Below are 24,415 nucleotides of genomic sequence, written 5' to 3' on the forward strand. Positions count from 1 at the left end.
TCTTCGCGGCATGTGATCATAAGTATCCTTTGATTATTGCATGAGCAATTGCTTGCGCCCTATTAGAGGTGCCAAGTTTTTTCTGAATTGTCTTGTGGTGAAAGTTTACTGAGTTTTGCGAAAGTCCTAAAATCATTGCGATTTCTTCTGAGGTTTTTCCATCTGCTCCCCAGAGTAATATTTCCTTCTCTCTCGGCGTCAAAACCACGGCTTTTGAGTTTTGGCCGTCAATCGCAAGAAGCTTGTTGTATATTTCAGTCGTAATGCTGTTAATTAGTGCTCGAACGGCTACTAGCTCTGGTTGTGTGATCTTACGGCCGGTCCTTGCTATAATGGTTTGCTCGTGTATGCCGTCGTTCTTCTGTGCGGATTGAGTAAAAAAGTATATTTTACTGTGTGACTCTATTTTACGCGATGTGATTGGCATCGAGTTAAACGATTTCAGTTGTTCTGAATCTATTTTCAGATGGCCCGTAGTCCTGTGGTTGGTTGCTTTGGGCGTAGGTTTTCCAAGGGGGTAGTTTCCCAATATTTTGGTTCGAGGGTTTGTGAAAGGAGTTGGATATTGAATGCGATACAGAAAATAGTCAAAGTTCATCCGCTTTGTCACTTCAATACATTTTTCGTTTAAATCTTCAACTGATTTGCATGCAGCAATTGCTGCGCATATTTCATGCTCTAGTAAAGTTGCTTCTTTAATATTCATGCGGGCGTCCTTTTAATTTATAACATCCTTTCAATTTGAGATTATTATTCATTATTTGAGATGGTTGTTAAGTAGGATTGGTCCGGAATTTGCTGTCCGTTTTCCTTTTTCTGTGAGGGATATTTCCTACGACAACTCTCACAGAGTAACGTCTACGCAGTCGATGTGTTGCCCTACTGCTGGGGCTTGTAATCTCAGTTGAGTAGCAGTTAATTGACGCGGGTTGCTGATACAACGCTCAGACTCGCCCAGCCTTCTGCGTGTCTGTGATTGCGATCTTCAATGCGCGCCAGGTGATTTATGATCGAATGCCGGTCGATTCTCATCGAGTCCCCAGGCTTGGTTTGCAACCCTTGCTGACGCTTGCGCATGATCGCCTGCCACTTCCCGTAGACTGATACAAGATCCGCCAGAACTCGCCAGAATAGTTCGCTCAAGATTTTCGGTTTTCGCCGTTTTTCGTTCCGAAAAGTTGCTTCCCACTGGTTCGTTGTAGCCGGCATTCGGTATCTGCCGCCGACTTGCCGGGCGCTAGATCCATCCGGTGGATCAGTGTGGTTTCCCATTGATTTCCTATCCGAAATCTAACGTACCCCGGCACTCAAGATGGGCATTAAGACAAGGCGCATAAGTTGACCACGCATCTACAAGCCAACATTGAGCCCGCCACCCGGGCCGACATTCCCGAGCTCGAAACCTTCCTCATGCAGGCTCGCGCCGAGCTGTTCCCAAAGCTCAGTGGTACCGGCACTCCTGCGGACCTGTTGAATTTCGAAGAGGTTTATCTCAAGGGCGGGGGGCAGTTTCTGCTGGTCCGTGATGAAGGCCGGATCGTCGCCTCCATTGGTTATCTGCCCTACGACCACCGTTTTCAACAACTCGAGTACCGCGGCCTCAAGGTGGTGGAAGTGGTGCGGCTGTTCGTGCAGCCAGGGTTGCGCCGTTCGGGGCTGGCCAGCCAGCTGTACAGTGCGTTGAAGGCATTGGCGGTGCAGGCCGGGGTCGAGGTGATCTACCTGCACACGCATCCCTTCCTGCCGGGTGCCATCGACTTCTGGCGCAAGCGTGATTTTCGGGTGATCGCCGTGGACCCCGACCCGCAGTGGCAAACCACCCATATGGAGTGGCGCTGAGGGTCAGTGTTGTCGAACCCGCGCAGTGCTCTCGCGCAAGGTCAACTCAAACGGCAACACCACGTGCCGTTCGGCCAGCGGTTTTTTCTCGATCAGCGCAATCAGCATCTCGACGGCGCGCTGGCCGAAGGCTGCGGCCGGCTGCGAGATGGTCGTCAGCGGTGGATCGCAATACGCCGCAAACGGGATGTCGTCAAAGCCCACCAGGGAAATGTCCTCGGGGACCCGCAGGCCCGATTGCCTGATGCGTTTTAATGCGCCGATGGCCATTTCATCGTTCTCGCAAAACAGCGCTGTGGGGCGGTCGGGCAGTGCCAGCATGGCTGCGGCTCCGTCATCACCGGCCTTGAGGCTGAAATCACCATGGCAGACAAGCGCGGGGTCGGCCTCGATGCCGGCCTGGTTTAATGCATCCTGATACCCGGCGACCCGATCGCGGGTCAGCGGGCTGCTTTTCGGGCCCTTGATCAGGCCGATGCGGCGGTGACCCAGCTCGATCAGGTGCTCGGTCATGGCCTTGGCCGCCGCTCGATTGTCGAGGCTGATGCTGGGGTGACGACCGTTGTGGATCACCTCGCACGCATTGACGATCGGCGGCAGTGCGGCGCCGGGGAAGGGCGCTGCAAAAGGGTCATAGGCGCGCAACTGGATCACGCCGTCGGCCTGGTGGGCGTACACCAGCTCGGCAAACTCGCGCTCGATGGCCTCGCGGCCCTGGGTATCGCACAGCAACAGCCGGTAGCCAGCGAGCTGGGCGGCCTGTTGCGCACCGCTGATGACCTTGGCGAAAAAGCTGTTGGCGATGGTGGGCACCAGGATCACCAGGTTGCCGGTGCGCCGGGAGCGAAACTGCACGGCCATCAGGTTGGGTCGGTAACCGGCTTGTTCCACGGCGGCGTTGACCTTGTCGCGGGTGTCGGGGAGCACCCGCTCAGGCGACCGCAGGGTCCTGGACACCGTGGCAACGGAAACCCCGGCCAGCCTGGCTACTTCGCGGATATTGGACAAGACCACCTCTTTATCGAACTGTGCAGCGGCGAGCTTAGCGCAGGTGGGCCGTGGTCTGAAATTTTCCTGGAATTGATTCAGGGGTTTGACACTTCGCCTGCCAGCGCCTAAATTTCGGCAGCGATGTAACCGGTTACATCACTCAAATTCAATACCTGCAGAGAAGCGTTGCGATGAACGATGCACGGGCAAAAATAAGAATGGGCTTCGTCGGTGGCGGGCAGGGCGCGTTCATTGGCCGGGCTCACCGCCAGGCCGCCGGACTCGACGGTTGTTTTGAACTGGTGTGCGGTGCGTTCAGTCGCGACGCCCGCAACAATCAGGACACCGGCGCTGCTCTGGGCCTGCCAGGTTCCCGCTGCTACACCGACTGGCAGCAGATGCTTGAGGTCGAGCGCGGGTTGCCCGCCGATCAGCGCATGGAATTGCTGATCATCGTCACCCCCAACCACCTGCATGCGCCGATTGCCAGTGAAGCGCTGAAGGCTGGGTTTCATGTGTTCAGCGAGAAACCGGCGGCATTGAGCCTGGCCGAGTTGCTGGCGCTCAAACAGGTGCTGCAATCGGGCGATCGTCTTTATGGCCTGGCCCACACGTACCTGGGTTATCCGATGGTCTGGCAGGCCCGGCAGATGGTGCGCGACGGGGTGATCGGCACCCTTCGAAAAGTGCTGGTCGAGTACCCCCAGGGCTGGTTGAGCGAGGATGTCGCGGGCCAGGGTAACAAGCAGGCCACCTGGCGCGATCAGCCTGAGCAGTCCGGGTTGGGCGGTTGCATCGGCGATATCGGTACTCATGCCTTTTCCCTCGCCGAATTCGTTGCAGACCAACCGGTCAGTCACCTGTGCGCGATGTTGAATACCCACGTGGCCAGCCGGCAACTGGATGACGATGCTGCGATGCTGCTTAAGATGGCCGACGGTGCCAGCGGGGTGTTGATTGCCAGCCAGGTCTGCGCGGGCGAGGAGAATCCGCTGAAGATCCGCGTCTACGGCGACAGGGGCGGCCTGGAGTGGCGCCAGGAGGAACCGTCGAGCCTGATCCATCGCGCCCTGGATCAACCCATGCGGGTGCTGCGATCCGGCGTCGGTCAACCCTGGTTGTGCGCTGACGCGAGCCGGCGCATGCGCCTGCCGGCCGGGCATCCCGAGGGCTATCTGGAGGCGATGGCCAACCTCTACGGCGATTTTGCCTGGGCGATTCGCAACCCAGGCGAAGGCAATGCGGCCCCCGGAGTACCGGGTGTCGACGTCGGCTTGCGTGGCATGGCCTTCATTGAAGCCGCGGTGGCCAATCACCGCGGCGACAGCAAATGGACCGCACTGGTCTGCCCTGAATGAACCTGGAGAACCTGCCTGTGAACAATCCTTCGCAAACCGGCATGCGCGGCCCGGGGATTTTCCTCGCGCAATTCATGGCCGCCGAAGCACCTTTCGACACCTTGGCCAATATCGCCCGCTGGTCGGCGTCCCAAGGCTACAAGGCGATTCAGTTGCCGACCCTGGGCACCCAGTTCATCGACCTGGCGCGCGCCGCCGAAAGCCAGGATTACTGCGACGAACTGATCGCTGTGTGCGCACAAGCGGGCGTCGAGATCAGTGAGTTGTCGACGCACTTGCAGGGGCAGTTGGTCGCCGTGCATCCGGCGTTCGACAGCCTGTTCGACGACTTCGCCCCCACGCACCTGCGCGGCCAGCCCCAGGCTCGCACCGAGTGGGCCATCGAGCAATTGAAGCTGGCAGCGCGGGCCAGCCAACGGTTGGGCTTGAAGGCCCACGCCACGTTTTCCGGTGCCTTGCTATGGCCGTTTATCTACCCATGGCCGCAACGGCCGAGCGGGTTGGTTGAGCAGGGTTTTGAAGAGCTGGCACGGCGCTGGTTGCCGATCCTGGATTGCTTCGAGCAAGCCGGTGTGGACCTGTGCTACGAAATTCACCCAGGCGAAGACCTGCACGATGGCGCCTCTTTCGAGCGGTTTCTCGACGCGGTTGATCACCATCCCCGAGCCGCCATCCTGTACGACCCAAGCCACCTGTTACTGCAGCAGATGGACTACCTGGGTTTCATCGACCGCTATCACGAGCGCATTCGCATGTTCCACGTCAAGGACGCCGAGTTCCGCCCGGATGCCCGATCGGGCGTGTACGGCGGCTATCAAGGCTGGGTCGAGCGCCCGGGGCGGTTCCGATCCCTGGGTGACGGTCAGATCGACTTCAAGCAGATCTTCAGCAAGTTGACCCAATACAACTTCAGCGGCTGGGCCGTGCTCGAGTGGGAGTGCTGCCTGAAGGACGCAGCCCAGGGCGCAGCCGAAGGCGCGGCATTCATCGAGCGGCAGATGATTACCAGGACGCAGAAGGCCTTTGACGACTTCGCCAGTGTGCAGTCTGACGCGGGCTCCAATCGCCGATTACTCGGGTTGCCGGACGCCTAATCACACCGCTGTTCGCTGTGCGCGCCAACAAAAACAACAATAGGATTCTGACAGTTATGACCAAGATGAACGCGCGCCTGAGCGCCATGATGTTCCTGCAATTTTTTATCTGGGGCGGCTGGTTCGTCACCCTCGGCACCTTCCTCGCCAGCAACCTGGGCGCCAGTGGCGGGCAGGTGGGCATGGCGTTCTCGACCCAATCCTGGGGTGCGATCATTGCCCCCTTCGTGATCGGGCTGATCGCCGACCGCTACTTCAATGCCGAGCGCATTCTTGCCGTCCTGCACCTGGTGGGCGCGGTTCTGCTGTATCAACTTTACCGGGCCCCGGACTTCAGCGCGTTCTATCCGTTCGTGCTGGCCTACATGATCATCTACATGCCGACCCTGGCCCTGGTGAACTCGGTTGCGTTTCGCCAGATGCGCGACCCGGCCATGGAGTTTTCGCGCATCCGCGTGTGGGGGACTGTCGGCTGGATTGTCGCGGGCCTGGTGATCAGCTTTGTATTTGCCTGGGATTCCCGGGAAATGATCGCCACGGGTGGGCTGCGCAACACCTTCCTGATGTCGGCGATTGCCTCGCTGGTGCTCGGGCTCTACAGCTTCACCTTGCCGCGCACCGCGCCCCTCAAGCCGGAGGCGGGCAAGGGCGGCATCAAGCAGATGCTCGGCCTGGATGCCCTGGGCCTGTTGAAGGATCGCAGTTACCTGGTGTTCTTCATTGCTTCGATCCTGATCTGCATTCCGCTGGCGTTTTATTACCAGAACGCCAATCCGTTCCTGGCCGAAATCGGCGTGACCAACCCGACGGCCAAGATGGCCATCGGACAAGTCTCCGAGGTGTTGTTCATGCTGCTCCTGCCGCTGTTCATCCAGCGCTTCGGCATCAAGATCGCCCTGCTGGTGGGCATGCTCGCCTGGGCGCTGCGTTACCTGTTGTTCGCCTACGGCAACAACGGCGACCTGGCGTTCATGCTGTTCACCGGCATTGCGTTGCACGGCATCTGCTACGACTTCTTCTTCGTCTCCGGACAGATCTACACCGACGCCAAGGCCCCCGAGCGTTACAGGAGTTCGGCCCAGGGGCTGATCACGCTGGCCACTTACGGTGTGGGCATGTTGATTGGCTTCTGGGTGGCGGGGCAGGTGACGGATCACTTTGCGCTGACGGGCGGCCATGACTGGACGAGCATCTGGCTGTTTCCGGCCGGGTTTGCGCTGGCGATATTCTTTTGCTTCGGCCTGGCCTTCAAAGGGCGTCCGGCCAAGGCCCTGCAGTCAACGGTGTAACTCGCAAGTGGAGTGCGCGCAGCCAAAGTTGCGCGCCGACCGCTCGTCGTCGATGTTTAAAATAGGCTTTGACAACAATGGGGCTTTACGTGAATATAACTACATCGCATGCGACCAAGTCGAAAGCGATTGAAAATAACCCAATCGCTGGAGACTCGGTCATGAACACGAAAAGAACCTGCTACTGCCCCATCTGCACTCACCCTGCTGTTCGTGGCCACAACGGCAATAACTGGATCATCGGAACCGCCGTTTAAGCTCTGTCATATACACCGCATGCGATTAAATCGTACAAATACATAAAGTCCTGAGGATTCAATCATGAGCAAGATCGAAAAAGTGCTGGTCACCGGCAAAACCCACACCACCTACAACGGTAACAAGGGCAACCTCGACATCGAATTGTCGTCCCCCACGAACGCCACCCCTGAGCACGTGTTCACCGGCGTCCAGCCGCACCCGAAGGCCGAGCAACTGTTCGCCGGCGCCTGGTCGGCCTGCTACATCGCAGCGGTAGGCCTGGCCGCCCAGCAAATGAAAGTAACCCTGCCGGCCGATACGGCCGTCGACCTCGAAGTGGACTTGGGCCAGACCGGCGCAGCCTACTTCCTGCAAGCCCGACTGACCCTGCGGGTACCCGGTTTGACGCACGAGGTGGCCACCGAACTGGCGCATAACGCCGATGCCATCTGCCCGTACTCCAAGGCCACCCGCGGCAACATTGAGGTCGCTATCAACGTGCGCACTGAGTAACCCACCGCAACGCCGGCTCGCCAGGATCGATTCTGGCGGGCCGGTGTTGGCGCATTGCGCTCAGACCTGGGAGGAGGGGAGCACTACCGACACCATCGCATGCGATGTATAGTCCAGGCATGTGCCCTTCCGTCGCTGACCACCGAGAATGCTGATGAAATCCGATGAAAAGACCGCCGCCCTTGATCTGAAGCTTTCCGACTTCCTGTGCTTTGCCGTGTATTCCTCCAACCTGGCCTTCGGTAAAGCCTACAAGCCAATGCTTGAACGGCTGGGGCTGACCTACACGCAATACATCACGCTTGTTGCGCTGTGGGAGGAGGATAACCAGACCGTTGGCAGCCTTGGCGAGAAACTGTTTCTGGAATCCAATACGCTGACCCCCATCCTGAAGAAGCTCGAAGCCATGGGTTATCTGCGCCGTCAACGCGATCCGGAAGATGAACGCCAGGTGCGCATCAATCTGACCAGTGAAGGCCGCAAGTTGCGTGAAGGGCTGTCGAAAGATGGCTTCCCGCAGACGGGGCTTGATCCGGAGGATTTCGTGAACATGCAGAAAGCGATAGTGAAGCTGCGGAACAACCTGATCCGCACAACGAAGGATCGTGACTGAGTTGCAAGGGTCGGTCGCAATCGCTGATTCGCCAGCGGATCTCAGGTGCGGGCAACGTCGAGACCCGCTTCCTGCCCCAACCACGCCAGAAACTCCGAAAACCCACTCGAATGCTTGACCCGCCGCGGATATACCAGCGTGTACCGCCCCCCGGTCACGATGCGGCCCGAATGCACTCGCACCAACTGCCCACTGCGCAACTCGTCATCGGTCAGCACCGCATCAACCAGCGCAATGCCCTGGCCGCATTTCACCGCGACGATGGCCGACTCCAGCGTATCAAAGGTCAAATGGGCGTTATCGGTGCCGGTTGAGTCCGGGTAGTACTCAGCCCAGCGCCGCCAATCCAGACGGTCCATGCTCGAGTCTACCAGCCGCGCATTCTTGAGCAGTTCTTGCGCAGTGGTCCCGGCGAGCAAGGCCGGGGAGCACACAGGGATCAGTTCTTCTTCCCACAATTGCAACGCTTCGAAGTCCGGCCAGGTGGCGGTGCCGTAGGCGACCATGGCGTCGATGGATTCGAACGCGAAGTCGGGGAAGCGGTGATACACCGTATCCACGCTCACGGTGACTTGCGGGTGCATACCATAAAACCTCGTGAGCCGCGGGATCAGCCAACGCGCTGCCATGGTCGGGTGAGCACGCAGGCTGACACTACGGCCGACGGTGGCGAGCATGTGCGAGGCATCGCAGAGCAGGCCGATGACCTGTTCGGCCACCGGCACCAGCGAGCGGCCCTCGGCGGTGAGGACGATCCTGCGGGTGTGGCGTTCGAACAGGCGGCTGTCCAGGCGTGCCTCCAGTTGCGCAACCTGGCGGCTTACCGCGCTCTGACTGAGGTTGAGCTGCTCGCCAGCCTTGCCGAAATTGCCGGTCTTCGCCACCGTCAGGAAGGCCTGCAGAAGCTCGATGGATGGCAGTTGGCGGCTCATGTTCTATGCGCTCCTCACATGGGATTAATGCAGATACATCACTGTTATTTCGCCAGTACGGGGCACATTCTTGATTGAAACAACGACGCGGCGCTACGCGTCTTTTTTCCAGCGAACGGTGGCCCTCATGAACACTCCAGCAATGGCATTCGATAGCCGCTCGGCGCCCCAGGACCAGCGCCTGCCGGATTCAGTCGACGTGGCGATCATCGGCGGCGGCCTGATGGGGTGTGCCTGTGCGTACTACCTTAGCAAAGCGGGGGCCAGGGTTCTGCTGATTGATAAAAGCATCATTGCCGGGCAGCAATCTTCGCGGGCCTGGGGATTCGTTCGCCAGCAGTCCCGTGACGAAGCCGAAGTGCCGTTGATGCAGGCCAGTATCGGGCTTTGGCGTTCGCTGGAGCACGACCTGCAGACCGACCTGGGCTGGCGCAATGACGGCTGCCTGTTCGTCGCTGGCAACGAGGTCGAGCGCGAGGGCTATGCCTCCTGGCTGTCAGTGGCGCGCAGTTTCTCGGTCGATACGGTGATGCTTTCGCCTCGGGAGGTGCAACAGAAACTGCCGGGTTACGCGATGCCGCAGCTTGGCGGTCTGTATACCGCCAGCGATGGTCAGGCCGAACCTACACGTGTGGCCCGCGCCTTCGCAGTGCGCGCCCGGGAACTCGGCGCGCAGATCATTGAACAGTGCGGTGCCAAAGGCATCGACGTCGCTGCCGGCCAGGTGGTGGGAGTGGAAACCGAGCGTGGCTACGTCAAGGCGAAAACCGTGGTGTGCGCGGCCGGTGCCAGCACTTTTCGACTGCTGAAAATGCTGGGTATTTCCCTGCCGCAGCAATTGGTACGGGGCACGGTGGCGCGTACCAACGCCGGGCCGACCCTGAGCGGTATCTCCACGATTGCCAACGGTGTGGGCTTCCGCCAGCGGCTGGACGGCAGCTTCAACGTGGCTGACGACGCTCATGTCGACGTCGACATGACGCTTGGCCATCTGCGGGCATTGCATTGGTATGCGCCTTCGCTGTGGGCACACCGCAAATCGTTTCGCTTCAACCTCAACGGCGCCTGCCTGAGCGATCTGCACCAGCGCATGCCGTGGTCCGAGGCATCGCGGCTGGGCGTCGGGATTCACCAGCGCAATCCATTGCTGCAGCCCAATGAAAAGGGCCTGGGAAGCGCGATGCGCGCGCTCAAGGCGGCGTTTCCCGATCAGGTGAATACGCAGATCGTTGATCGCTGGGCCGGTGGCATCGATGTGTTGCCGGACGGTATTCCGGTGATCGACGCGCACACCTCGCCCCGCGGCCTGGCAGTGGCCACCGGCTTCTGCGGCCACGGGTTTGCCATGGGGCCCATCGTCGGCAAGATCCTGGCGGACTGGATCGACTCGGGCAATCCGGGCCTGGACATGCGCCAGCTGCGCCTGTCGCGATTTGCCGAGGGCGATGTCAAGCCGCCTTCTTCGCTGTTCTAGTCAATTACTGTGCACGTCCTTGCGAGGGTACAACGATGACAAAACCTCTCGATCCAGACACCTATTACGATCCCGCTTCGGTGGCCGGCAAGGCTCCGCCGGTCCGCGACGAGACCGATATCCTCATCGTTGGCGCGGGGCCCGCAGGGCTCGCTGCCGCCCTGGCTGCGGCCGGGCATGGCCTGCGCGTGACGCTGGTAGACGAAAATCCATTGCCTTTGGAGACCATGGGAGAAGAAGTGCCGCTGCATTTCGGTGGCCGTATGGGCGCCGCAGTCGCCAATCGCAATAGCGTGCTGCAGACCCTGCTTGATGCGCGTCCGCAGATCGCCGAGGCGCTCGACGCCGGGGTCGATGTGCGACTGGGCACAGCGGTGTGGGGGTTGTTCCCGCAACAGCGCACCACCGCCTGGATCGAAGGCTCGATTGCCGGCCTGGCCGACGGAGACAACGCCAGTCTGCTGCGCTTCAGGCAAGTGATAGTCGCCGCCGGACGACGGGACATGGGCCTGGCGTTTGACGGCTGGCATCACCCCGGCGTAATGGGGGTCAGCGCTGCGCATCGGCTGGCCACTGTCTATGACGCGCTGGAGTGCAAACGTGCAGTGTTGCTCGGCAGCGACACCCAGGCGCTGGTCTCGGCCCATGCGCTGATCGCCAAGGGTGTGCAGATCGTGGCCATCGTGGAGCAGGCTGACCGGGTCAGCGCTGACCCTGCGCTACTCGACCTGCTGGTGGCACAAGGCGCCCAGGTGTTGAGCGGGCATGTGATTGGCGAGGCGCGCGCAGATGCGCGCGGCGTGCAGGGGATCACTGCTGTTGCGATCGATGGGGCGGGGCGTCCACTGCCCGGGGTTGCAACAGAGTTTGAATGTGACACGGTACTGCTCGGCGTGGCCGCTATTGCGGCGATCGAACTGGTCGAAGCAGCCGGCTGCCGCACCTCCTTCCAGGCCGGACGCGGCGGGCATGTCCCCGACATTGATCGGGCGCAGCGCTCGTCGTTGCCGTTTATCCTGGTGGCCGGGGACTGTGCTGGAACCTGGACGGCGAAAAGCCTCGACGATGCCATCGCAAGGCATGAAGGCCGGGTGGCTGCGCATACCGCGCTGGCGGCCCTGGGCGTAGTCACACCTTCGCCCGAGCCCGCGCCATTGCCGGACGGCCCCGTCTTCGATGTCGCCGCAATTCGTGCTGCGTGGGTCCGCGCATCCACTGTGCATGCCCGCAATGAGCCTTACGTATGCCTGTGCGAAGAGGTCACAGCCAGTGAAATTGTAGGCCAGCAACCGCCGCGCTATCTGCAATGGATACCGGCCGATGCTGCCGTGCAGAGTGCGATGACTTCGTCGCTGCCGAATCCGGACGTGACCAAGCGCCTGACCCGCGCCTGCATGGGCCCGTGCCAGGGGCGGCGCTGCCGCGAACAGGTGGCGACCTTGCTGGGGATCGGTGCCGGCTTGAGTGTCGACGGTATCGCACTGGCCTCTTTTCGCCCGCCCGTGCGGCCGCTGTCGATGCGACAGATGGGTCAGGTCGAGGAAACGCCGCAGATGCTCGGTCATTGGGATGCCTGGTTCGACATGCCGTCCCAGTGGACGCCGTTCTGGCTGTGCACCGGGCAACAAACAGTGGCCCGGCGCCCGACGGGCACCACCCATACGCCACCTGTGGAGGGCTGACACCATGCGCGCAGTGAAGAAATCGTCCAACCGTGCATCCGTGATCGTCGTCGGCGCAGGAGTGACAGGCCTGAGTGCCGCCTGGTGGCTGGCCCGCGATGGGGTTGACGTGCTGGTACTTGAAGCGGGCCTGATCGGTTGGGGCGCCTCGGGCCGTAATGGCGGCGGCTGTTCCCACCACCACAGTCCGCTGTTCGTCGAAGAGCAACGGCTGTGGCCACTGATGGACGAACTGCTCGGTTATCCCACCGAATATCGTCCGGATCGCATCAGTATCGATCTGACCGAGCATCAGGTCTCGATCGATGAAAAGGTTGTCGACGAAGCCGCCTGGTACGGGTTGCGCGTCGACCGGCTCGACCCCCAACAGGTGCGTGACGTGGTGCCCATTGCCGGCGACAACGTATTGGCCGGCTACTACTACCATTTTGGCGGCCACGCCAATCCGCATCGCACCTTGCAGGCCTATGCCTGGGCACTGAAGAATCTGGGTGGCCGTTTGCTCGAGCACTCGCCGGTTCTTTCCATCGAGCGTCAGGGTAACCGTGTCACCGGCGTGCGCACTGCCCAGGGGCTGATTTCGTGCGACCAGTTGGTGATCGCCGCAGGCCCGCATACCGGTGAACTGGCCGCTCAGCTCGGCGTCGAGATTCCGTTGGTGACTGCCCGCGCCGAGATGATCGTTACCGAGCCGCTGCCGCTACTGGAGGTGGGCGGGGTGGATGGCAATGGCCTGTACGGTCGTCAGACCCTGCGCGGCAACCTGGCGTATGGCGGCGGGCCGCATGAGTGGGTCGACCTGCGCGACGTCAGCCGCAACCGTGCGCAGTCGACTCCGCTGCAATGCAATATTGCCCGACGGCTCGCCGAACTGTTTCCCAAAGTGGCGCACAAGCGGGTGATCCGCAGTTGGGCCGGGTTCATCGAAAATACCCCCGACGGGCGCCCGGTGATCGACCGGCCCGCCGCGCTGGATAATGTGACGGTGGCCACCATGTCGGGGGTCGGGTTCGGCCTGTCGCCGGCGAGCGGTCATGCGATTCGCGATCTGGTGGTCGACGGGCGTTGCAGTTTTGCCGACATCTCGAGCTTCTCGCTGTCACGTTTTGCCGCCCTCGAAGCGGACTGGCAAAACATCCAGGGCTGGCTGCCATTGCCGTCACCCGGGGTGTAGCCAGCCGTGCTATCGAACCATTTTCCTGAGAAAAAAGGACTGACCATGAAATCAATGCTGCGCAATTTGACGTTGTTGGCTGCCGTCGGCATGACGTTATGCTCCTTCGCGGCTCCCGCCAGTGCAGCCGAGGACAAGCTGCGCTTTGGTGTGGCCGCCGAGCCTTACCCGCCATTCCTGGTGAAGACGCCCACCGGGCAATTCACCGGCTTTGAACCCGACCTGATCCGGGCACTGTGCGAGCAGATGAAAGCCGAGTGCGAGATCAAGGAGGTGGCGTGGGACGGCATCATTCCGGCGTTGCTCGCCAACAAGTTCGACGTGTTGTTCAACTCCATGGGCATCAGCCCGGAACGGCAGAAGGTGATTGCCTTTTCCCGTCCGTACTACGAAACCACAGGGATTTTCGTCGCGGCCAAGGACACCCGGCTGACGCTGACCCCACAAGGCCTGGCCGGCAAGTCCATCGGCGTGCAGGGTTCCACCACCAACGCCGAGTTCATCCGCAGCGCCTACGGCAAGGACTCCGAGATTCGCATCTATGCCACCCAGGATGATTGCAACGCGGACCTGCTGGCCGGGCGTATTGACGTCATGTTTCTCGACAAGCTCGGCGATATTGCTTTTCTGAGCTCCGCAGATGGCGCGGCATATGAAGAGAAAGGCACCGGCAGCGTGAAAATGGACCCCTTGCTGTACGGCCTGGGCGTCGGCGCCGGGCTGCGCAAAAGCGATACCGCGCTAAAGGAGCGCATCGACCAGGCACTCACGCAATTGCATGAGTCGGGTAAGTACACGCAAATCTCGCAGAAATATTTTCCGGTCGATCTGTGGCCACAATGAGTTGCACTGGCAAAGAACAACATGAACGACCTTGAGCAAAGCCCTTGCGCCGGGCGGTCGTGGAGGGTGGCAATGCCGCTAGACCCGACGATTGAGCTGCGTTATCTTGCCGCCGCTAACACCAGGCAGTTCCAGGCATTAAATTGGCGGTGATGAAAAAGGATCGTTCATGGAACAAATCGCAAGAATCCGGTTGTTTGCAGTGCTGACCGGCATTGTCTTCATTGCCGTTGACCAGTTGGTGAAGCTTCTGGCACTGCATTCTCTGCAAATGGACAGCTTCAGGTTTGGCAGCAGCGTTGCCTGGCTTGACGTCGCGCTGAGCCTGAATCCTGGCGCATTCCTGAGCCTGGGCGCGGGGCTGGCACCGGGCATCAAGCAGCTGATTTTCATCCTGGGCGTAGGCGCAGTGGTGTGCTGGGCCATCTGGTGGGCCTTCCGCCATTGGACGCAATCGCCACGCAAGGCCGCGGCGCTTTATGTCATTGCCCTGGGCGGCGCCTCCAACCTGATCGACCGGGTGTTTCGTGAAGGGCATGTGGTCGACTATCTGATCCTCAATCTTGGGTCGGTGCATACCGGCGTGTTCAATATTGCCGATATCGCGATCATGGCCGGGGCGGCGGTGTTAATCGTCAGTGAGTTCAGGACCCAACGCGGGGTCAATTGACCGGCGCGCTGGTCCGCCTGTCCATTTAAACGCCCGGGAGACGCTGTTCAGCCACCATCAGCAACGACTGCGGCACCGGACTTTGCGGGTGCTGCGGCTCTTGCAGGCCCACCAGTTGAAAGCCCGCCATGTCCAGCGCGTTGAACCAGCTGGACAAGGTGCGCAGGTACCAGGGCATGGGTTGCCAGTGCCCGGCAAACCCGGCGAAGGTTTCTGATCGCCAGCCATCCTGATAGTCGCCTGCCGCCGCAGCCCAGGGATGCAGCGTCTGGATCACCAGCGCGCCGCCAGGGGCGAGCAGGGCGTTCATGGCGCTGAGCAGCGGGATGATGTCCTGATGCAGCAGGGCAAAGTTGGCGCCGATCAGGTCGTAGTCGCGGCCGATGTCGACCTTCGCATCGACCAGGGTTTCATAGCTCGCCAGGTAGACCTGTGGGCTGCCCGCCGTCCGCGCGGCCTCGACCAGTGTCGTATCGCCGTCCACTCCAACTGCAGTGATCCCGCGTTCAGCCAGCACCCGCAGTAACCAGCCTTCGCCACAGCCCAGGTCCAGCAATCGCTCAGGCTGGCGGCCCATGATTGCCAATAAAATGGCCTGGTCGGTGACCTGGCGGCGGCTTTCGATCGAGCCACTGCGGACAGCGTCGATCCAGGCGCGGGCGTTGTGGTGCCAGCTTTGCAGCAGGGCGGACTCAGGGGTGGTCATGACGCTACTCGCAGTGATCAATTGAGTGGAAGGATAGGCCATGACTCCGCGCTGCTAGACTCAATCGGCTAATCCTTTGTTGGAGAACCTTCTTCTGGAGAGCCATGATGATCAGCAAGAACACGATTTGTCTCTGGTATAACGGCACCGCGCTGGACGCCGCCACCTTCTACGCCCAGACATTCCCGGACAGTGCCGTGGTTGCCGTCCACCATGCGCCTGGCGATTACCCGTCGGGCAAACAAGGCGATGTGCTGACCGTGGAGTTCACCGTGATGGGCATCCCGTGCCTGGGGTTGAATGGCGGCGATGCGTTCAAGCACACCGAGGCGTTTTCGTTCCAGGTGGCCACCGACGACCAGGCGGAAACCGATCGCCTGTGGAATGCCATCGTCGGTAATGGCGGCGAAGAAAGCGTATGCGGCTGGTGCAGGGACAAGTGGGGGCTGTCGTGGCAGATCACGCCGCGCATCCTCACGGCCGCGATCACTGACCCTGATCCGGCAGCAGCCAAGCGCGCATTTGAAGCGATGATGCAAATGGGCAAGATCGACGTTGCCGGGATCGAAGCGGCACTTAAGGGCTGATCTGTCCGCTGTTGCCAGAATTGTTCTACTTTTCCCGTAATTTTTTTCCTGTTCTGTCCTCCCTGTGCGCTCTGGCGCAAGCCGCGCAGGGCTGGACTGTGGGCGATTTTCAGGGCGATAAATGTAACAAGACGTATACGTATCTGTGAATCATTGCTATTTACAAATGCGATCTATTCGCTACTATCCCGCGCAGTCGTAGCTCTTTGCCATATGCCGATCGCCCTTCAATGCGAGTTTGCTGCCCAGCAAAGCCGATACGTCTCCATTCCCTGAACAGGATTCAAGAGATGCTTCGTCCTTTTATGCCCACGTTGACCGGTGCCTTGGCTCTGGGTCTTTCAACTGCCGTTCTGGCAACACCGGTCAACCTGAATCTGCCGGCCCAGCCACTGTCGACTTCGTTGACCCAGTTGGGGCAGGCCAGTGGTCTTCGGATGAGCTTCGATACCCAGTCGGTCGCTGGTAAACAGGCACCCGCATTGAAGGGCAATCTGGAACCCGCACAAGCGTTGAACCAACTGCTGGCAGGCAGCGGCCTGAGCGCTTCGGTGCAGGGTAATTCGGCTTCGGTGTATCAGCCCGACGCCGGCACAGTGAATCTGGGCGCGGTCAACATCGACGCGGTCGGTGGCATTGCCGGCACCGCCACCACCGAGGGCAGCGGCTCCTATACCACCGGGGCCATGAGCACGGCCACCGGCCTGCCGTTGTCGATCCGCCAGACGCCGCAATCGGTCAGCGTGATCACACGCCAGCGCATGGACGACCAGGGCATGAACAACCTCAATGACGTGGTCAAGTACGCGCCGGGCATCACCTTGCGCAAGTTCGGCGGCGATCGCCAGCAGTTCCTCGCCCGCGGGTTCACCGTCGACAACCTGATGTACGACGGCCTGCCGACCAGCCTCAGCACTTTCACCCTGGACACCATCAGTGGCGCCGACCTGGCGATGTACGACCGGGTCGAAGTAGTGCGCGGTGCGACCGGCCTGATGACCGGCGCTGGCAGCCCTTCGGCAACCCTGAACCTGGTGCGCAAGCGGCCCACCGCGACTCCGCAGGTGAGCATCACCACCAGCGCCGGCAGCTGGGATCGCTATCGCACTGAAGTGGACGCCTCCAACAAGTTGAACGAGGCCGGGACGCTGCGCGGTCGTGTAGTGGCCGCCTATGAAGACGGCAACAGTTACATCGACGTTCGCGACAAGCAGCGCCAGACTTTCTACGGCGTCCTCGAAGCCGACCTCAGCGACTCGACCACCTTCACCATTGGCGCGTCCAAGCAGCGTGACGATGCCACCTCCGACTGGGGCAGCCTGCCGGCGGGGCCGAATGGCGAGGACCTGCACCTGCCACGGTCGACCTTCCTGAGCAACGACTGGGCCTATTGGGACCGGGACAACGTCACCCTGTTCACCGACCTGACCACGCACTTTGACAATGGCTGGACTTCCAGGCTGGCCATGGCAAGGATCTGGGCGGAGTCTCATACGTTCTCCAGCTACCTCAGCGCTGCCCGAGGCGGTGGCTTCACCCAGGCTTCGGGCCAGTACGACACCACGGACGTGCAGACCAACCTTGACGGCTCGCTGTCCGGTCCGTTCAAACTGTTCGGACGTGAGCACGAGTTGACCGTCGGCGCGAGCCGTCGCCAGGAGAAGTTTGACCAGAAAGGCGGCTTCTGGAGCGCCGGCACTCCCGTGGATATCTACAACTTCGATCCGGGCGTGATTCCCAAGCCGGATGCCGGGGATCGCACGCCGTACGCGAGCCAAAACACCGCGACCGAGGAGGGCGTCTACGCGGCGGCCCGCTTCAACCCGATCGACCCGCTGCATGTGATTCTCGGCAGCCGCCTGAGCTGGTACGACTACGACAATCGCTCGGGACCCGGCGACTACAAGGTCACCCAGGAAGTCACCCCGTACGCGGGCATCATCTATGACCTGAACGACACTTACTCGGTCTATGCCAGCTACACCGAAATCTTCAAGCCGCAGACCCAGCAAGACGTGGCCGGGGCTGTGCTGGATCCGATGACCGGCGAGAGCTACGAGATCGGCATCAAGGGCGAGTACTTCGACGGTGGGCTGAATGCGTCGGTGGCACTGTTCGACATGACCCAGGAAAACCGCGCCTACGCCATCCCGGATCAACCGGACAGCTGCCGCGCGACCAATCGCACCTGCTACGAAGCGGCGGGTGAAGTGCGCAGTCGCGGTATCGACACCGAAATCAGCGGCGCGTTGACGCAGAACTGGCAGGCGTCTGCGGCCTACACCCTGGTCCTGAGCCAGTACGTGAAGGACCGCACGTATCAGAAAGGCGAGTTGTTTGCACCGGGTCAGCCCAAGCACCTGTTCAAGGCAGCGACCACTTACCACTTGACCGGCAACCTGGAAAAAATGCGCATTGGTGCTGATGTACTTGCACAGAGCGCGACCTACGGCCGGGTCGGTACCGGTCATGCGGAGCAGGATGCGTACGGGGTGTTCGGGTTGATGGCGGGTTATCGCCTGGATGAGCATTGGGATGCGCGGGTGAATCTCAACAACGTGTTCGACGAGAAGTACTGGCAGGGTATCCCTACGGCCAGTGGCAGCGGCACATATGGCGACCCGCGCAATGTGATGTTCTCGTTGAAGTGGACGCTTTAATCGTTCGTAGTCTCCCGTGGGAGCGACCGCGTCAACCATCCACACCACAGCGCAGCCGCTGTAGACTATGCCCGCTCAAGGCGTACCCCAGCCGATCACTTCATGAAAGAGACCCCCATGGCCAACCAAGACATCACCTTCGTCCCTGATCCTGACGCCGATTCCATCTCCTCCGATGTGGCCGGTTTCGGCGGTCTGCTGGTTTCCACGCAGATCCCGACCCACGCCGATGGCAGTCTGGAGCTGGGTGACATCACCCGCCAGAGCGAATGCACCCTGCAGGCACTCAAGGTTGCGCTGGAGCGCGCCGGCAGTTCGATGGATCGCGTCCTGCACCTGACCATCTACCTCACCGACATGGCCGATCGCGCCGCCTTCAACGAAGTCTACAAGCGCTTTTTCGCCAAGCCATGGCCCGTACGCGCCGCTGTCGGCGTGGCCTCGCTGGCGGTGGAAGGGATGCGCGTGGAAGTCACGGCGATGGCGGCCAAGGGCTGAATCCGATCGGTCCGGCGGCCTGGTCAAATGAGCCAGGTCGCCGGTGCAAACCTGCGAATACGATAAGCAGCTGTTTTAAAACAAAATTATTTCCACTTTATGCTTCCAACATGGCGCAGAAGTTGGTAAATTTGCGCCCATTCCTGCACAGGGCCTCAGCGGACTGGCAGCGAACGTAGCAACGCCCGCCGTTGCTCACCCGCTTCACCATCAAAAAAGACAGTGCCCAGCACTCGTCGCGATCGATACAGGGGCGTCGCCAAGCGGTAAGGCAGCAGGTTTTGATCCTGCCATGCGTTGGTTCGAATCCAGCCGCCCCTGCCATTTTTCTGATTCATATTCCACTGCACAGACGCACCCATCGACTGTAAGAGCTTGCTCGCGATGGGCGTTAACGCTGGCGCTGCGTACCTGAATTTCCACATCGCTCTTGCTCACATCGCGAGCAAGCTAGCTTCTATATTGGGTTGTCGATCCTCTGCAACGCCTGAGCCAGATCCGCACGCAGATCCTCCACGTCCTCAACCCCCACCGACAAGCGCACCAGCCCATCGCCGATGCCCAGTTGTGCCCGGGTTTCGGGCGGGATGGTGGCGTGGGTCATGATGGCCGGGTGTTCGATCAGGCTTTCTACACCGCCCAGGCTCTCGGCCAGGGCGAAGATGTGAACGTTCTCCAGGAAGCGCCTGGCGCCGGCCAGGTCGGTGTTAAGGTCGATGGAGATCATGCCGCCGAAGCCGCGCATTTGGCGTTTGGCCAGCTCGTGCTGGGGATGTGAAGGCAGGCCGGGGTAGTAGACGCGGGCGACTTGCGGTTGGTGTTCCAGCCACTGCGCCAGGTCCAGTGCGTTGCTGCAGTGGCGCTCCATGCGCAGGGCCAGGGTTTTTATGCCGCGCAGGGTGAGGAACGCGTCGAACGGGCCGGCAATGGCGCCGACGGCGTTTTGCAGGAAGCCCAGGCGCTCGGCAAGTTCAGGGTTCTGGCCGACCACGGCGATGCCGCCGATGACGTCCGAGTGGCCGTTGAGGTATTTGGTGGTCGAGTGCAGCACGATGTCGAAGCCCAGTTCCAGCGGGCGCTGGATCCACGGACTGGCGAAAGTGTTGTCGGCCACGCAGATGACGCCTCGCGCGCGGCAGATGCGGGCAATCGCGGTGAGGTCGGTCAGGCTCAGCAGCGGGTTGGTCGGCGTCTCGACCATAACCATCCGCGTGTCGTCCTGCAGGGCTGTTTCGAAGGCGGCCAGGTCGGTCAGGTCGACGAAGCTGAAGCGGTGCCCGGCGCTGCGTTTGCGAACCTTGTCGAACAGGCGGAAGGTGCCGCCGTACAGGTCATTGCCGGAAACGATGTGGGCGTTGGCGTCGAGCAGTTCGAGCACCGTGGAGATGGTCGCCAGCCCCGAGGCGAAGGCGAATGCCTGGGTGCCACCTTCGAGGTCTGCGACGCAACGCTCCAGGGCAAAGCGCGTCGGATTGTGGGAACGGCCGTAATCCAGGCCCTTGTGCACGCCGGGGCTCTGTTGCAGGTAAGTGGAGTTGGCATAGATCGGCGGCATCAACGCCCCGGTGGATGGGTCCGGCGTCTGCCCCGCGTGAATCACGCGAGTGGCGAAGGCTTGGGCCGGGGCGTTTTCGTCATGCTGGCTCATGCAAGGGATCTCCGTAGGTGGTTGAGCAGGTCGAAGCGGGTGATCAGGCCGTGGAAGCCCGAGGCGTCGGCGATGATCGCCACCAGCCCGCGGTCGAGCTCGGCTTGCAGTTCCGCCAGGCTGGCAGCGGGTGCGAGGGTCTGGACTTTGTCGGTCATGGCGCTGGCGACGCTGAGGCGAAAGTGCGAGGGGTCCTCCTGCATGCCGAACAGGATGTCGGATTCGTCGATGACGCCCACCAGTTGCTTGCCGTTCACCAGCACCGGCAGTTGTGAGACATCGGCCAGGCGCATGCGCTGGAAGGCGGTGAGCAACGTATCGTCCGGGCCCACGCTGATCACCCGGCCGTCTTCGAAACGCCGCGCGATCAGGTCGCGCAGGTCGCCGTAGCGTTTGTACTGAAGCAGGCCCTGATCATTCATCCACTGGTCGTTGTAGACCTTGGACAGGTAGCGGGTGCCGGTGTCGCAGACGAAACTGACCACGCGCTTGGGCTGGGTTTGTTCGCGGCAGTAACGCAGTGCGGCAGCGAGCAGGGTGCCGGTGGACGATCCGCCGAGAATGCCTTCGACCCGCAGCAGTTGGCGCGCGTGATCGAAGCTTTCCTCGTCGCTGATCGAGTAGGCCTTGCGCACGCTGGACAGGTCGCAAATGGAGGGGATGAAGTCTTCGCCAATGCCTTCCACGGCCCACGACCCGGGCGTGCCGAGCGTGCCGCTGCGGCTGTATTCGGCCATGACCGAGCCTGCGGGGTCGGCCAGGACCATTTCCAGGTCCGGTTGCACCCGTTTGAAAAAGCGGGTCAGGCCGGTCAGGGTGCCGGCCGAACCAACGCCGACGACGATGGCGTCCAGGTCGTGCTGGGTTTGCGCCCAGATTTCCGGCGCGGTGCTGCATTCATGGGCCAGGGGATTGGCCGGATTGTTGAATTGATCGGCGAAGAACGCGTCGGGAATGTCCTTGGCCAGGCGTGCGGCCACGTCCTGGTAGTACTCCGGATGGCCCTTGCCGACATCGGAACGGGTGATGTGCACCTCGGCGCCCATGGCCTTGAGGTGCAGGACCTTCTCGGTAGACATCTTGTCCGGCACCACCAGTACCACCCGGTAGCCTTTGGCGCGGCCTACCAGTGCCAGGCCGAGCCCGGTGTTGCCGGCAGTCGCTTCGACGATCGTGCCGCCGGGCCTGAGGCGCCCGTCACGCTCGGCCGCGTCGATCATGGCCAGGCCGATGCGGTCCTTGATCGAGCCGCCGGGGTTCTGGGATTCGAGTTTGAGAAACAGGGTGCAGGGGCCGGTGTCGAATCGGCTGACACGCACCAGGGGCGTGTTACCGATCAGTTCGAGCACGGCAGGGCGTGAGTCGCTTGGCATGTCATCACCTCGCTCGTTTATTGGCAATGGAGGGTCAGTGAGTGGATCGCGATAGGTATGGAAAGGACCATAGGTCGGGATGGCGTGGTTGGCAACCACGGGGCGCACGGACGGGTTGTGGCAATAGCCGCGCTGGCATGCAGGGTACCGGCGGTCAGGCCGGTTGAATCTTGCACGATGCCCGCACTCGATGTTCCACAGGGCTTTGCTCTGCAATGGCGGTGCTATCCGCCCGGGGTTCAATCAATGACATCGGTCGAAGACTTCAGAATACAATCGCACGCGCTCCTGATCGAACTGGACGCGGCAACGATGGGCATGATGCTGCTGGTATCTGCTCGATGCGTTTCCGGGCCTGCGTGGGATGAAGCGACCCAAAGGCACCACGACGCTTATGAGCTGTGGAATGCCTTTCTCAATGTTCCGGATTCGGGTCTCGACGCGGCGAATCAGTGAGGAAGCGGACCGCTGTCAGCGGCCCGCCGTGGCAGTGTCAGTCCTGGCAAAACCGGATGCGGTTGCCGAACGGGTCATGGACTTCAAGGATCTTGCCCCAGCCTTGCTCGACGATATCGGGCCGGCCATAGCCGTAGCGCTTGGCCTGGAGTTCGTCACGGAACATTTCAATATTGTCCATCGGGACAAAGGTCGTCGCGCCCGGGCTCGCATCGCCGTGATGCTCCGAGAGATGCAGTTGCAGACTGCCGCGCTGGATCCCCAGATACAGGGGCAGGTCCGCTTCAAAACGATGCTCGAACTCCACGCTGAAGCCCAGGAAGTCGAGGTAGAACTCCCGCGCCTTGGTTTCGTCGAACATTCGCAGGATCGGAATGGCTTTAGTGAAGGTGACCGCCGTTTGCGGGACTTGCGCAGGCAGCAGCGCCGCAGCGGTGTTCCAGTCCTTGTAGCCCAACTGGTGGGCGACCAGTTCCAGCGCCATGGAATGGGACGCTTGCTGGTCGTGCGCTTGCAGTGAGGCGCGCAGGCGCTTGGCCATTTGCTTGGCTTGTTCGATAGAAATCATCACAGCTCCTTTGATCAAGGCATGTTGGTGCTCGCGTTGCCAAACCTCGACCGTCAAGAGTTGCGACTGGATTTGGGTAATGAATACATGCTTTCACCCTTCCTTGCGGAAGCGAGCGGCGGGCAGCATCGGCCCGCGCTGATAGTACACAGCCGCTGGCGTGTGGGGAAGAACCTGGCTGTGATGCGCGCAGCTGCTACTTTTTCAGGAACGCATTCAGAGGATATGCAACATGGACCGGTTCACTGGCGGTTGCCTGTGTGGCAACGTGCGGCTTGAGGCGAGAGGGCGGCCCTACCGCGTCGGCCTCTGCCACTGCCTCGATTGTCGCAAGCACCACGGCGCGTTGTTTCATGCCTCGGCCATATTTCCAGAGGACGCCGTGACCATCCAGGGCGAAACCGGCGACTATGCCGGACGGTTTTTCTGTCCGCGTTGTGGTTCATCGGTGTTCGCCCGCAGCGCTGATGAGATCGAGGTGAACCTGGGCTCCCTGGACGCCCCTGATCAACTGCTGCCCACTTACGAAAGCTGGACCTCGCGTCGTGAGTCGTGGTTGCCCGCCTTTGCGCTGGACAGGCACTATGAACAGGATCGGGAGTCTTCTGGACGCTTTGAGCAATAGCAACTGCGGCGCCTCAGGGGAGCGGTAGTCTGGCGTAATCAGGAGGACGGTAATGCTGTTTGTGGTGATGCTGGGAGGCAAACATCCCAGGGCGCGGATTGAGGTTCATGATGTTGTGTTTGCCGTTGCGGACGACCTTCAGGGTACCTATGGGCAATTGCGAGAAGGCTGGTTTGGCCATCCAGCCGGCGTGCACATCGACTCGTGGATGCGCGTTGATGGTGTGGAAGGCTGGAAAGTCGAGTTGAGTCCGCTGGCACCGGCAGCGGATTCACCACGCCTGTACTTCATCAACCTGGGTGGTTATGAAACATCGGTGTTTGGTGAAGCTCACCATTACCTGCTGGTGGTCGCCCGGAACAGGAAAGAAGCCGCTGCCAAGGGCAAGCGCCAACTGCCGGCACACTGGACCCAGTCGCATACCGATGCGCTGATGGACGTGGATGATTGCCTGCCGATCGACCTGGTGGGCGGGCGGTATATCCATCTGGTCGAGGGTGAGCACGGCGGGATCATCCAGGGGAACGACTACATCGTTCTCCCACAGGGGCATGCGTAACCTTGTGTGGCACATAACCCTGCA

At 61.0% G+C, this 24,415-nt stretch carries 24 protein-coding genes and 1 tRNA gene; 18 read left to right on the top strand and 7 right to left on the bottom strand.

Annotated features, from left to right (window positions below):
• Positions 1-16 precede the first annotated feature (16 nt).
• On the bottom strand, positions 17-706 hold the full coding sequence (locus EQV97_RS01480) for a LuxR family transcriptional regulator (protein ID WP_122840302.1): 690 nt from the start codon (positions 704-706) through the stop codon (positions 17-19).
• Between the two features lie 704 nt (positions 707-1,410).
• Between EQV97_RS01480 and EQV97_RS01485 the strand changes: the two genes are divergently transcribed.
• Positions 1,411-1,839 (top strand): GNAT family N-acetyltransferase, encoded by a 429-nt coding sequence (locus EQV97_RS01485; RefSeq protein WP_225570836.1) that lies wholly within the window; start codon positions 1,411-1,413, stop codon positions 1,837-1,839.
• A gap of 3 nt (positions 1,840-1,842) precedes the next feature.
• Here the strand turns inward: EQV97_RS01485 and EQV97_RS01490 are convergent, their stop codons facing one another.
• Positions 1,843-2,847: a LacI family DNA-binding transcriptional regulator gene (locus EQV97_RS01490; protein ID WP_240888230.1), complete on the bottom strand. Its 1,005-nt coding sequence runs from the start codon at positions 2,845-2,847 to the stop codon at positions 1,843-1,845.
• A gap of 200 nt (positions 2,848-3,047) precedes the next feature.
• On the opposite strand from EQV97_RS01490, the gene EQV97_RS01495 reads away from it, so the two are divergent.
• The 5 genes from EQV97_RS01495 (at position 3,048) to EQV97_RS01515 (ending at position 7,936) form a co-directional block, all read left to right on the top strand.
• On the top strand, positions 3,048-4,187 hold the full coding sequence (locus EQV97_RS01495) for a Gfo/Idh/MocA family oxidoreductase (RefSeq protein WP_240888665.1): 1,140 nt from the start codon (positions 3,048-3,050) through the stop codon (positions 4,185-4,187).
• Positions 4,184-5,281, top strand: coding sequence for a sugar phosphate isomerase/epimerase (locus tag EQV97_RS01500; protein ID WP_240888231.1), 1,098 nt, complete (start codon positions 4,184-4,186; stop codon positions 5,279-5,281). The genes EQV97_RS01495 and EQV97_RS01500 overlap by 4 nt, the downstream gene beginning before the upstream one ends.
• A gap of 56 nt (positions 5,282-5,337) precedes the next feature.
• Positions 5,338-6,570 carry a nucleoside permease gene (locus EQV97_RS01505; protein WP_240888232.1) on the top strand — a complete coding sequence of 411 codons (1,233 nt, stop codon included), beginning with the start codon at positions 5,338-5,340 and terminating at the stop codon, positions 6,568-6,570.
• A 321-nt stretch (positions 6,571-6,891) separates the two neighbouring features.
• Positions 6,892-7,323 (top strand): Ohr family peroxiredoxin, encoded by a 432-nt coding sequence (locus EQV97_RS01510; RefSeq protein WP_205892212.1) that lies wholly within the window; start codon positions 6,892-6,894, stop codon positions 7,321-7,323.
• Positions 7,324-7,477: 154 nt separating this feature from the next.
• On the top strand, positions 7,478-7,936 hold the full coding sequence (locus EQV97_RS01515) for a MarR family transcriptional regulator (RefSeq protein ID WP_122840372.1): 459 nt from the start codon (positions 7,478-7,480) through the stop codon (positions 7,934-7,936).
• A gap of 41 nt (positions 7,937-7,977) precedes the next feature.
• Here EQV97_RS01515 and EQV97_RS01520 read toward each other — a convergent pair whose 3' ends face one another.
• Positions 7,978-8,868 (bottom strand): LysR substrate-binding domain-containing protein, encoded by an 891-nt coding sequence (locus tag EQV97_RS01520; protein WP_240888233.1) that lies wholly within the window; start codon positions 8,866-8,868, stop codon positions 7,978-7,980.
• Between the two features lie 127 nt (positions 8,869-8,995).
• On the opposite strand from EQV97_RS01520, the gene EQV97_RS01525 reads away from it, so the two are divergent.
• The 5 genes from EQV97_RS01525 to EQV97_RS01545 all read left to right on the top strand — a co-directional run bounded on the left by EQV97_RS01525 (position 8,996) and on the right by EQV97_RS01545 (position 14,711).
• The gene (locus EQV97_RS01525) at positions 8,996-10,342 is read left to right on the top strand and encodes an FAD-binding oxidoreductase (RefSeq protein WP_240888234.1); all 1,347 of its coding nucleotides are present in this window, start codon (positions 8,996-8,998) and stop codon (positions 10,340-10,342) included.
• Positions 10,343-10,377: 35 nt separating this feature from the next.
• On the top strand, positions 10,378-12,024 hold the full coding sequence (locus EQV97_RS01530) for an FAD-dependent oxidoreductase (RefSeq protein ID WP_122840311.1): 1,647 nt from the start codon (positions 10,378-10,380) through the stop codon (positions 12,022-12,024).
• Between the two features lie 4 nt (positions 12,025-12,028).
• Positions 12,029-13,198: an FAD-binding oxidoreductase gene (locus EQV97_RS01535; RefSeq protein ID WP_122840312.1), complete on the top strand. Its 1,170-nt coding sequence runs from the start codon at positions 12,029-12,031 to the stop codon at positions 13,196-13,198.
• A 45-nt stretch (positions 13,199-13,243) separates the two neighbouring features.
• Complete coding sequence (locus EQV97_RS01540) at positions 13,244-14,041, top strand: transporter substrate-binding domain-containing protein (protein WP_240888235.1); 798 nt, start codon at positions 13,244-13,246, stop codon at positions 14,039-14,041.
• A gap of 169 nt (positions 14,042-14,210) precedes the next feature.
• A complete protein-coding gene (locus EQV97_RS01545; RefSeq protein ID WP_240888236.1) occupies positions 14,211-14,711 on the top strand; it encodes a signal peptidase II in 501 nt (166 codons plus the stop codon).
• Between the two features lie 25 nt (positions 14,712-14,736).
• On the opposite strand, the gene EQV97_RS01550 is transcribed toward EQV97_RS01545, so the two are convergent.
• Positions 14,737-15,417, bottom strand: coding sequence for a class I SAM-dependent methyltransferase (locus EQV97_RS01550; protein WP_240888237.1), 681 nt, complete (start codon positions 15,415-15,417; stop codon positions 14,737-14,739).
• Between the two features lie 107 nt (positions 15,418-15,524).
• Between EQV97_RS01550 and EQV97_RS01555 the strand changes: the two genes are divergently transcribed.
• The 4 genes from EQV97_RS01555 (at position 15,525) to EQV97_RS01570 (ending at position 19,486) form a co-directional block, all read left to right on the top strand.
• Complete coding sequence (locus tag EQV97_RS01555; protein ID WP_122840315.1) at positions 15,525-16,004, top strand: VOC family protein; 480 nt, start codon at positions 15,525-15,527, stop codon at positions 16,002-16,004.
• Between the two features lie 290 nt (positions 16,005-16,294).
• Positions 16,295-18,664, top strand: a complete 2,370-nt coding sequence (locus tag EQV97_RS01560; RefSeq protein WP_240888238.1) for a TonB-dependent siderophore receptor — start codon at positions 16,295-16,297, stop codon at positions 18,662-18,664.
• 117 nt (positions 18,665-18,781) lie between these two features.
• Positions 18,782-19,162, top strand: a complete 381-nt coding sequence (locus tag EQV97_RS01565; RefSeq protein ID WP_225570978.1) for a RidA family protein — start codon at positions 18,782-18,784, stop codon at positions 19,160-19,162.
• 249 nt (positions 19,163-19,411) lie between these two features.
• Positions 19,412-19,486, top strand: a tRNA-Gln gene (locus tag EQV97_RS01570).
• 133 nt (positions 19,487-19,619) lie between these two features.
• Here EQV97_RS01570 and EQV97_RS01575 read toward each other — a convergent pair.
• Positions 19,620-20,810 carry a PLP-dependent aspartate aminotransferase family protein gene (locus tag EQV97_RS01575; RefSeq protein WP_240888239.1) on the bottom strand — a complete coding sequence of 397 codons (1,191 nt, stop codon included), beginning with the start codon at positions 20,808-20,810 and terminating at the stop codon, positions 19,620-19,622.
• Positions 20,807-22,183 (bottom strand): pyridoxal-phosphate dependent enzyme, encoded by a 1,377-nt coding sequence (locus EQV97_RS01580; RefSeq protein WP_240888240.1) that lies wholly within the window; start codon positions 22,181-22,183, stop codon positions 20,807-20,809. Before EQV97_RS01580 ends, EQV97_RS01575 begins: the two co-directional genes overlap by 4 nt.
• A gap of 177 nt (positions 22,184-22,360) precedes the next feature.
• On the opposite strand from EQV97_RS01580, the gene EQV97_RS01585 reads away from it, so the two are divergent.
• The gene (locus EQV97_RS01585) at positions 22,361-22,639 is read left to right on the top strand and encodes a hypothetical protein (RefSeq protein ID WP_346769708.1); all 279 of its coding nucleotides are present in this window, start codon (positions 22,361-22,363) and stop codon (positions 22,637-22,639) included.
• Positions 22,640-22,676: 37 nt separating this feature from the next.
• Here EQV97_RS01585 and EQV97_RS01590 read toward each other — a convergent pair whose 3' ends face one another.
• Positions 22,677-23,207, bottom strand: a complete 531-nt coding sequence (locus EQV97_RS01590) for a glyoxalase superfamily protein (RefSeq protein ID WP_122840319.1) — start codon at positions 23,205-23,207, stop codon at positions 22,677-22,679.
• 232 nt (positions 23,208-23,439) lie between these two features.
• Between EQV97_RS01590 and EQV97_RS01595 the strand changes: the two genes are divergently transcribed.
• Together EQV97_RS01595 and EQV97_RS01600 are read left to right on the top strand one after the other, a co-directional pair.
• Complete coding sequence (locus EQV97_RS01595; RefSeq protein ID WP_122840320.1) at positions 23,440-23,832, top strand: GFA family protein; 393 nt, start codon at positions 23,440-23,442, stop codon at positions 23,830-23,832.
• Between the two features lie 52 nt (positions 23,833-23,884).
• Positions 23,885-24,391, top strand: a complete 507-nt coding sequence (locus EQV97_RS01600) for a DUF1543 domain-containing protein (protein WP_122840321.1) — start codon at positions 23,885-23,887, stop codon at positions 24,389-24,391.
• The last annotated feature ends 24 nt before the right edge of the window (positions 24,392-24,415 follow it).

Origin of the sequence: Pseudomonas sp. TMW22090 (assembly GCF_022496665.1) — a bacterium.
Lineage (GTDB): Bacteria > Pseudomonadota > Gammaproteobacteria > Pseudomonadales > Pseudomonadaceae > Aquipseudomonas > Aquipseudomonas gregormendelii.

Excerpts from the sequence above, each read along its gene's own strand:
- EQV97_RS01480 (WP_122840302.1), bottom strand. The coding sequence starts at position 706 with ATGAATATTAAAGAAGCAACTTTACTAGAGCATGAAATATGCGCAGCA.
- EQV97_RS01485 (WP_225570836.1), top strand. The coding sequence starts at position 1,411 with ATGCAGGCTCGCGCCGAGCTGTTCCCAAAGCTCAGTGGTACCGGCACT.
- EQV97_RS01495 (WP_240888665.1), top strand. The coding sequence starts at position 3,048 with ATGGGCTTCGTCGGTGGCGGGCAGGGCGCGTTCATTGGCCGGGCTCAC.
- EQV97_RS01500 (WP_240888231.1), top strand. The coding sequence starts at position 4,184 with ATGAACCTGGAGAACCTGCCTGTGAACAATCCTTCGCAAACCGGCATG.
- EQV97_RS01505 (WP_240888232.1), top strand. The coding sequence starts at position 5,338 with ATGACCAAGATGAACGCGCGCCTGAGCGCCATGATGTTCCTGCAATTT.
- EQV97_RS01510 (WP_205892212.1), top strand. The coding sequence starts at position 6,892 with ATGAGCAAGATCGAAAAAGTGCTGGTCACCGGCAAAACCCACACCACC.
- EQV97_RS01515 (WP_122840372.1), top strand. The coding sequence starts at position 7,478 with ATGAAATCCGATGAAAAGACCGCCGCCCTTGATCTGAAGCTTTCCGAC.
- EQV97_RS01520 (WP_240888233.1), bottom strand. The coding sequence starts at position 8,868 with ATGAGCCGCCAACTGCCATCCATCGAGCTTCTGCAGGCCTTCCTGACG.
- EQV97_RS01525 (WP_240888234.1), top strand. The coding sequence starts at position 8,996 with ATGAACACTCCAGCAATGGCATTCGATAGCCGCTCGGCGCCCCAGGAC.
- EQV97_RS01530 (WP_122840311.1), top strand. The coding sequence starts at position 10,378 with ATGACAAAACCTCTCGATCCAGACACCTATTACGATCCCGCTTCGGTG.
- EQV97_RS01535 (WP_122840312.1), top strand. The coding sequence starts at position 12,029 with ATGCGCGCAGTGAAGAAATCGTCCAACCGTGCATCCGTGATCGTCGTC.
- EQV97_RS01540 (WP_240888235.1), top strand. The coding sequence starts at position 13,244 with ATGAAATCAATGCTGCGCAATTTGACGTTGTTGGCTGCCGTCGGCATG.
- EQV97_RS01545 (WP_240888236.1), top strand. The coding sequence starts at position 14,211 with ATGGAACAAATCGCAAGAATCCGGTTGTTTGCAGTGCTGACCGGCATT.
- EQV97_RS01550 (WP_240888237.1), bottom strand. The coding sequence starts at position 15,417 with ATGACCACCCCTGAGTCCGCCCTGCTGCAAAGCTGGCACCACAACGCC.
- EQV97_RS01555 (WP_122840315.1), top strand. The coding sequence starts at position 15,525 with ATGATCAGCAAGAACACGATTTGTCTCTGGTATAACGGCACCGCGCTG.
- EQV97_RS01560 (WP_240888238.1), top strand. The coding sequence starts at position 16,295 with ATGCTTCGTCCTTTTATGCCCACGTTGACCGGTGCCTTGGCTCTGGGT.
- EQV97_RS01565 (WP_225570978.1), top strand. The coding sequence starts at position 18,782 with ATGGCCAACCAAGACATCACCTTCGTCCCTGATCCTGACGCCGATTCC.
- EQV97_RS01575 (WP_240888239.1), bottom strand. The coding sequence starts at position 20,810 with ATGAGCCAGCATGACGAAAACGCCCCGGCCCAAGCCTTCGCCACTCGC.
- EQV97_RS01580 (WP_240888240.1), bottom strand. The coding sequence starts at position 22,183 with ATGCCAAGCGACTCACGCCCTGCCGTGCTCGAACTGATCGGTAACACG.
- EQV97_RS01585 (WP_346769708.1), top strand. The coding sequence starts at position 22,361 with ATGCCCGCACTCGATGTTCCACAGGGCTTTGCTCTGCAATGGCGGTGC.
- EQV97_RS01590 (WP_122840319.1), bottom strand. The coding sequence starts at position 23,207 with ATGATTTCTATCGAACAAGCCAAGCAAATGGCCAAGCGCCTGCGCGCC.
- EQV97_RS01595 (WP_122840320.1), top strand. The coding sequence starts at position 23,440 with ATGGACCGGTTCACTGGCGGTTGCCTGTGTGGCAACGTGCGGCTTGAG.
- EQV97_RS01600 (WP_122840321.1), top strand. The coding sequence starts at position 23,885 with ATGCTGTTTGTGGTGATGCTGGGAGGCAAACATCCCAGGGCGCGGATT.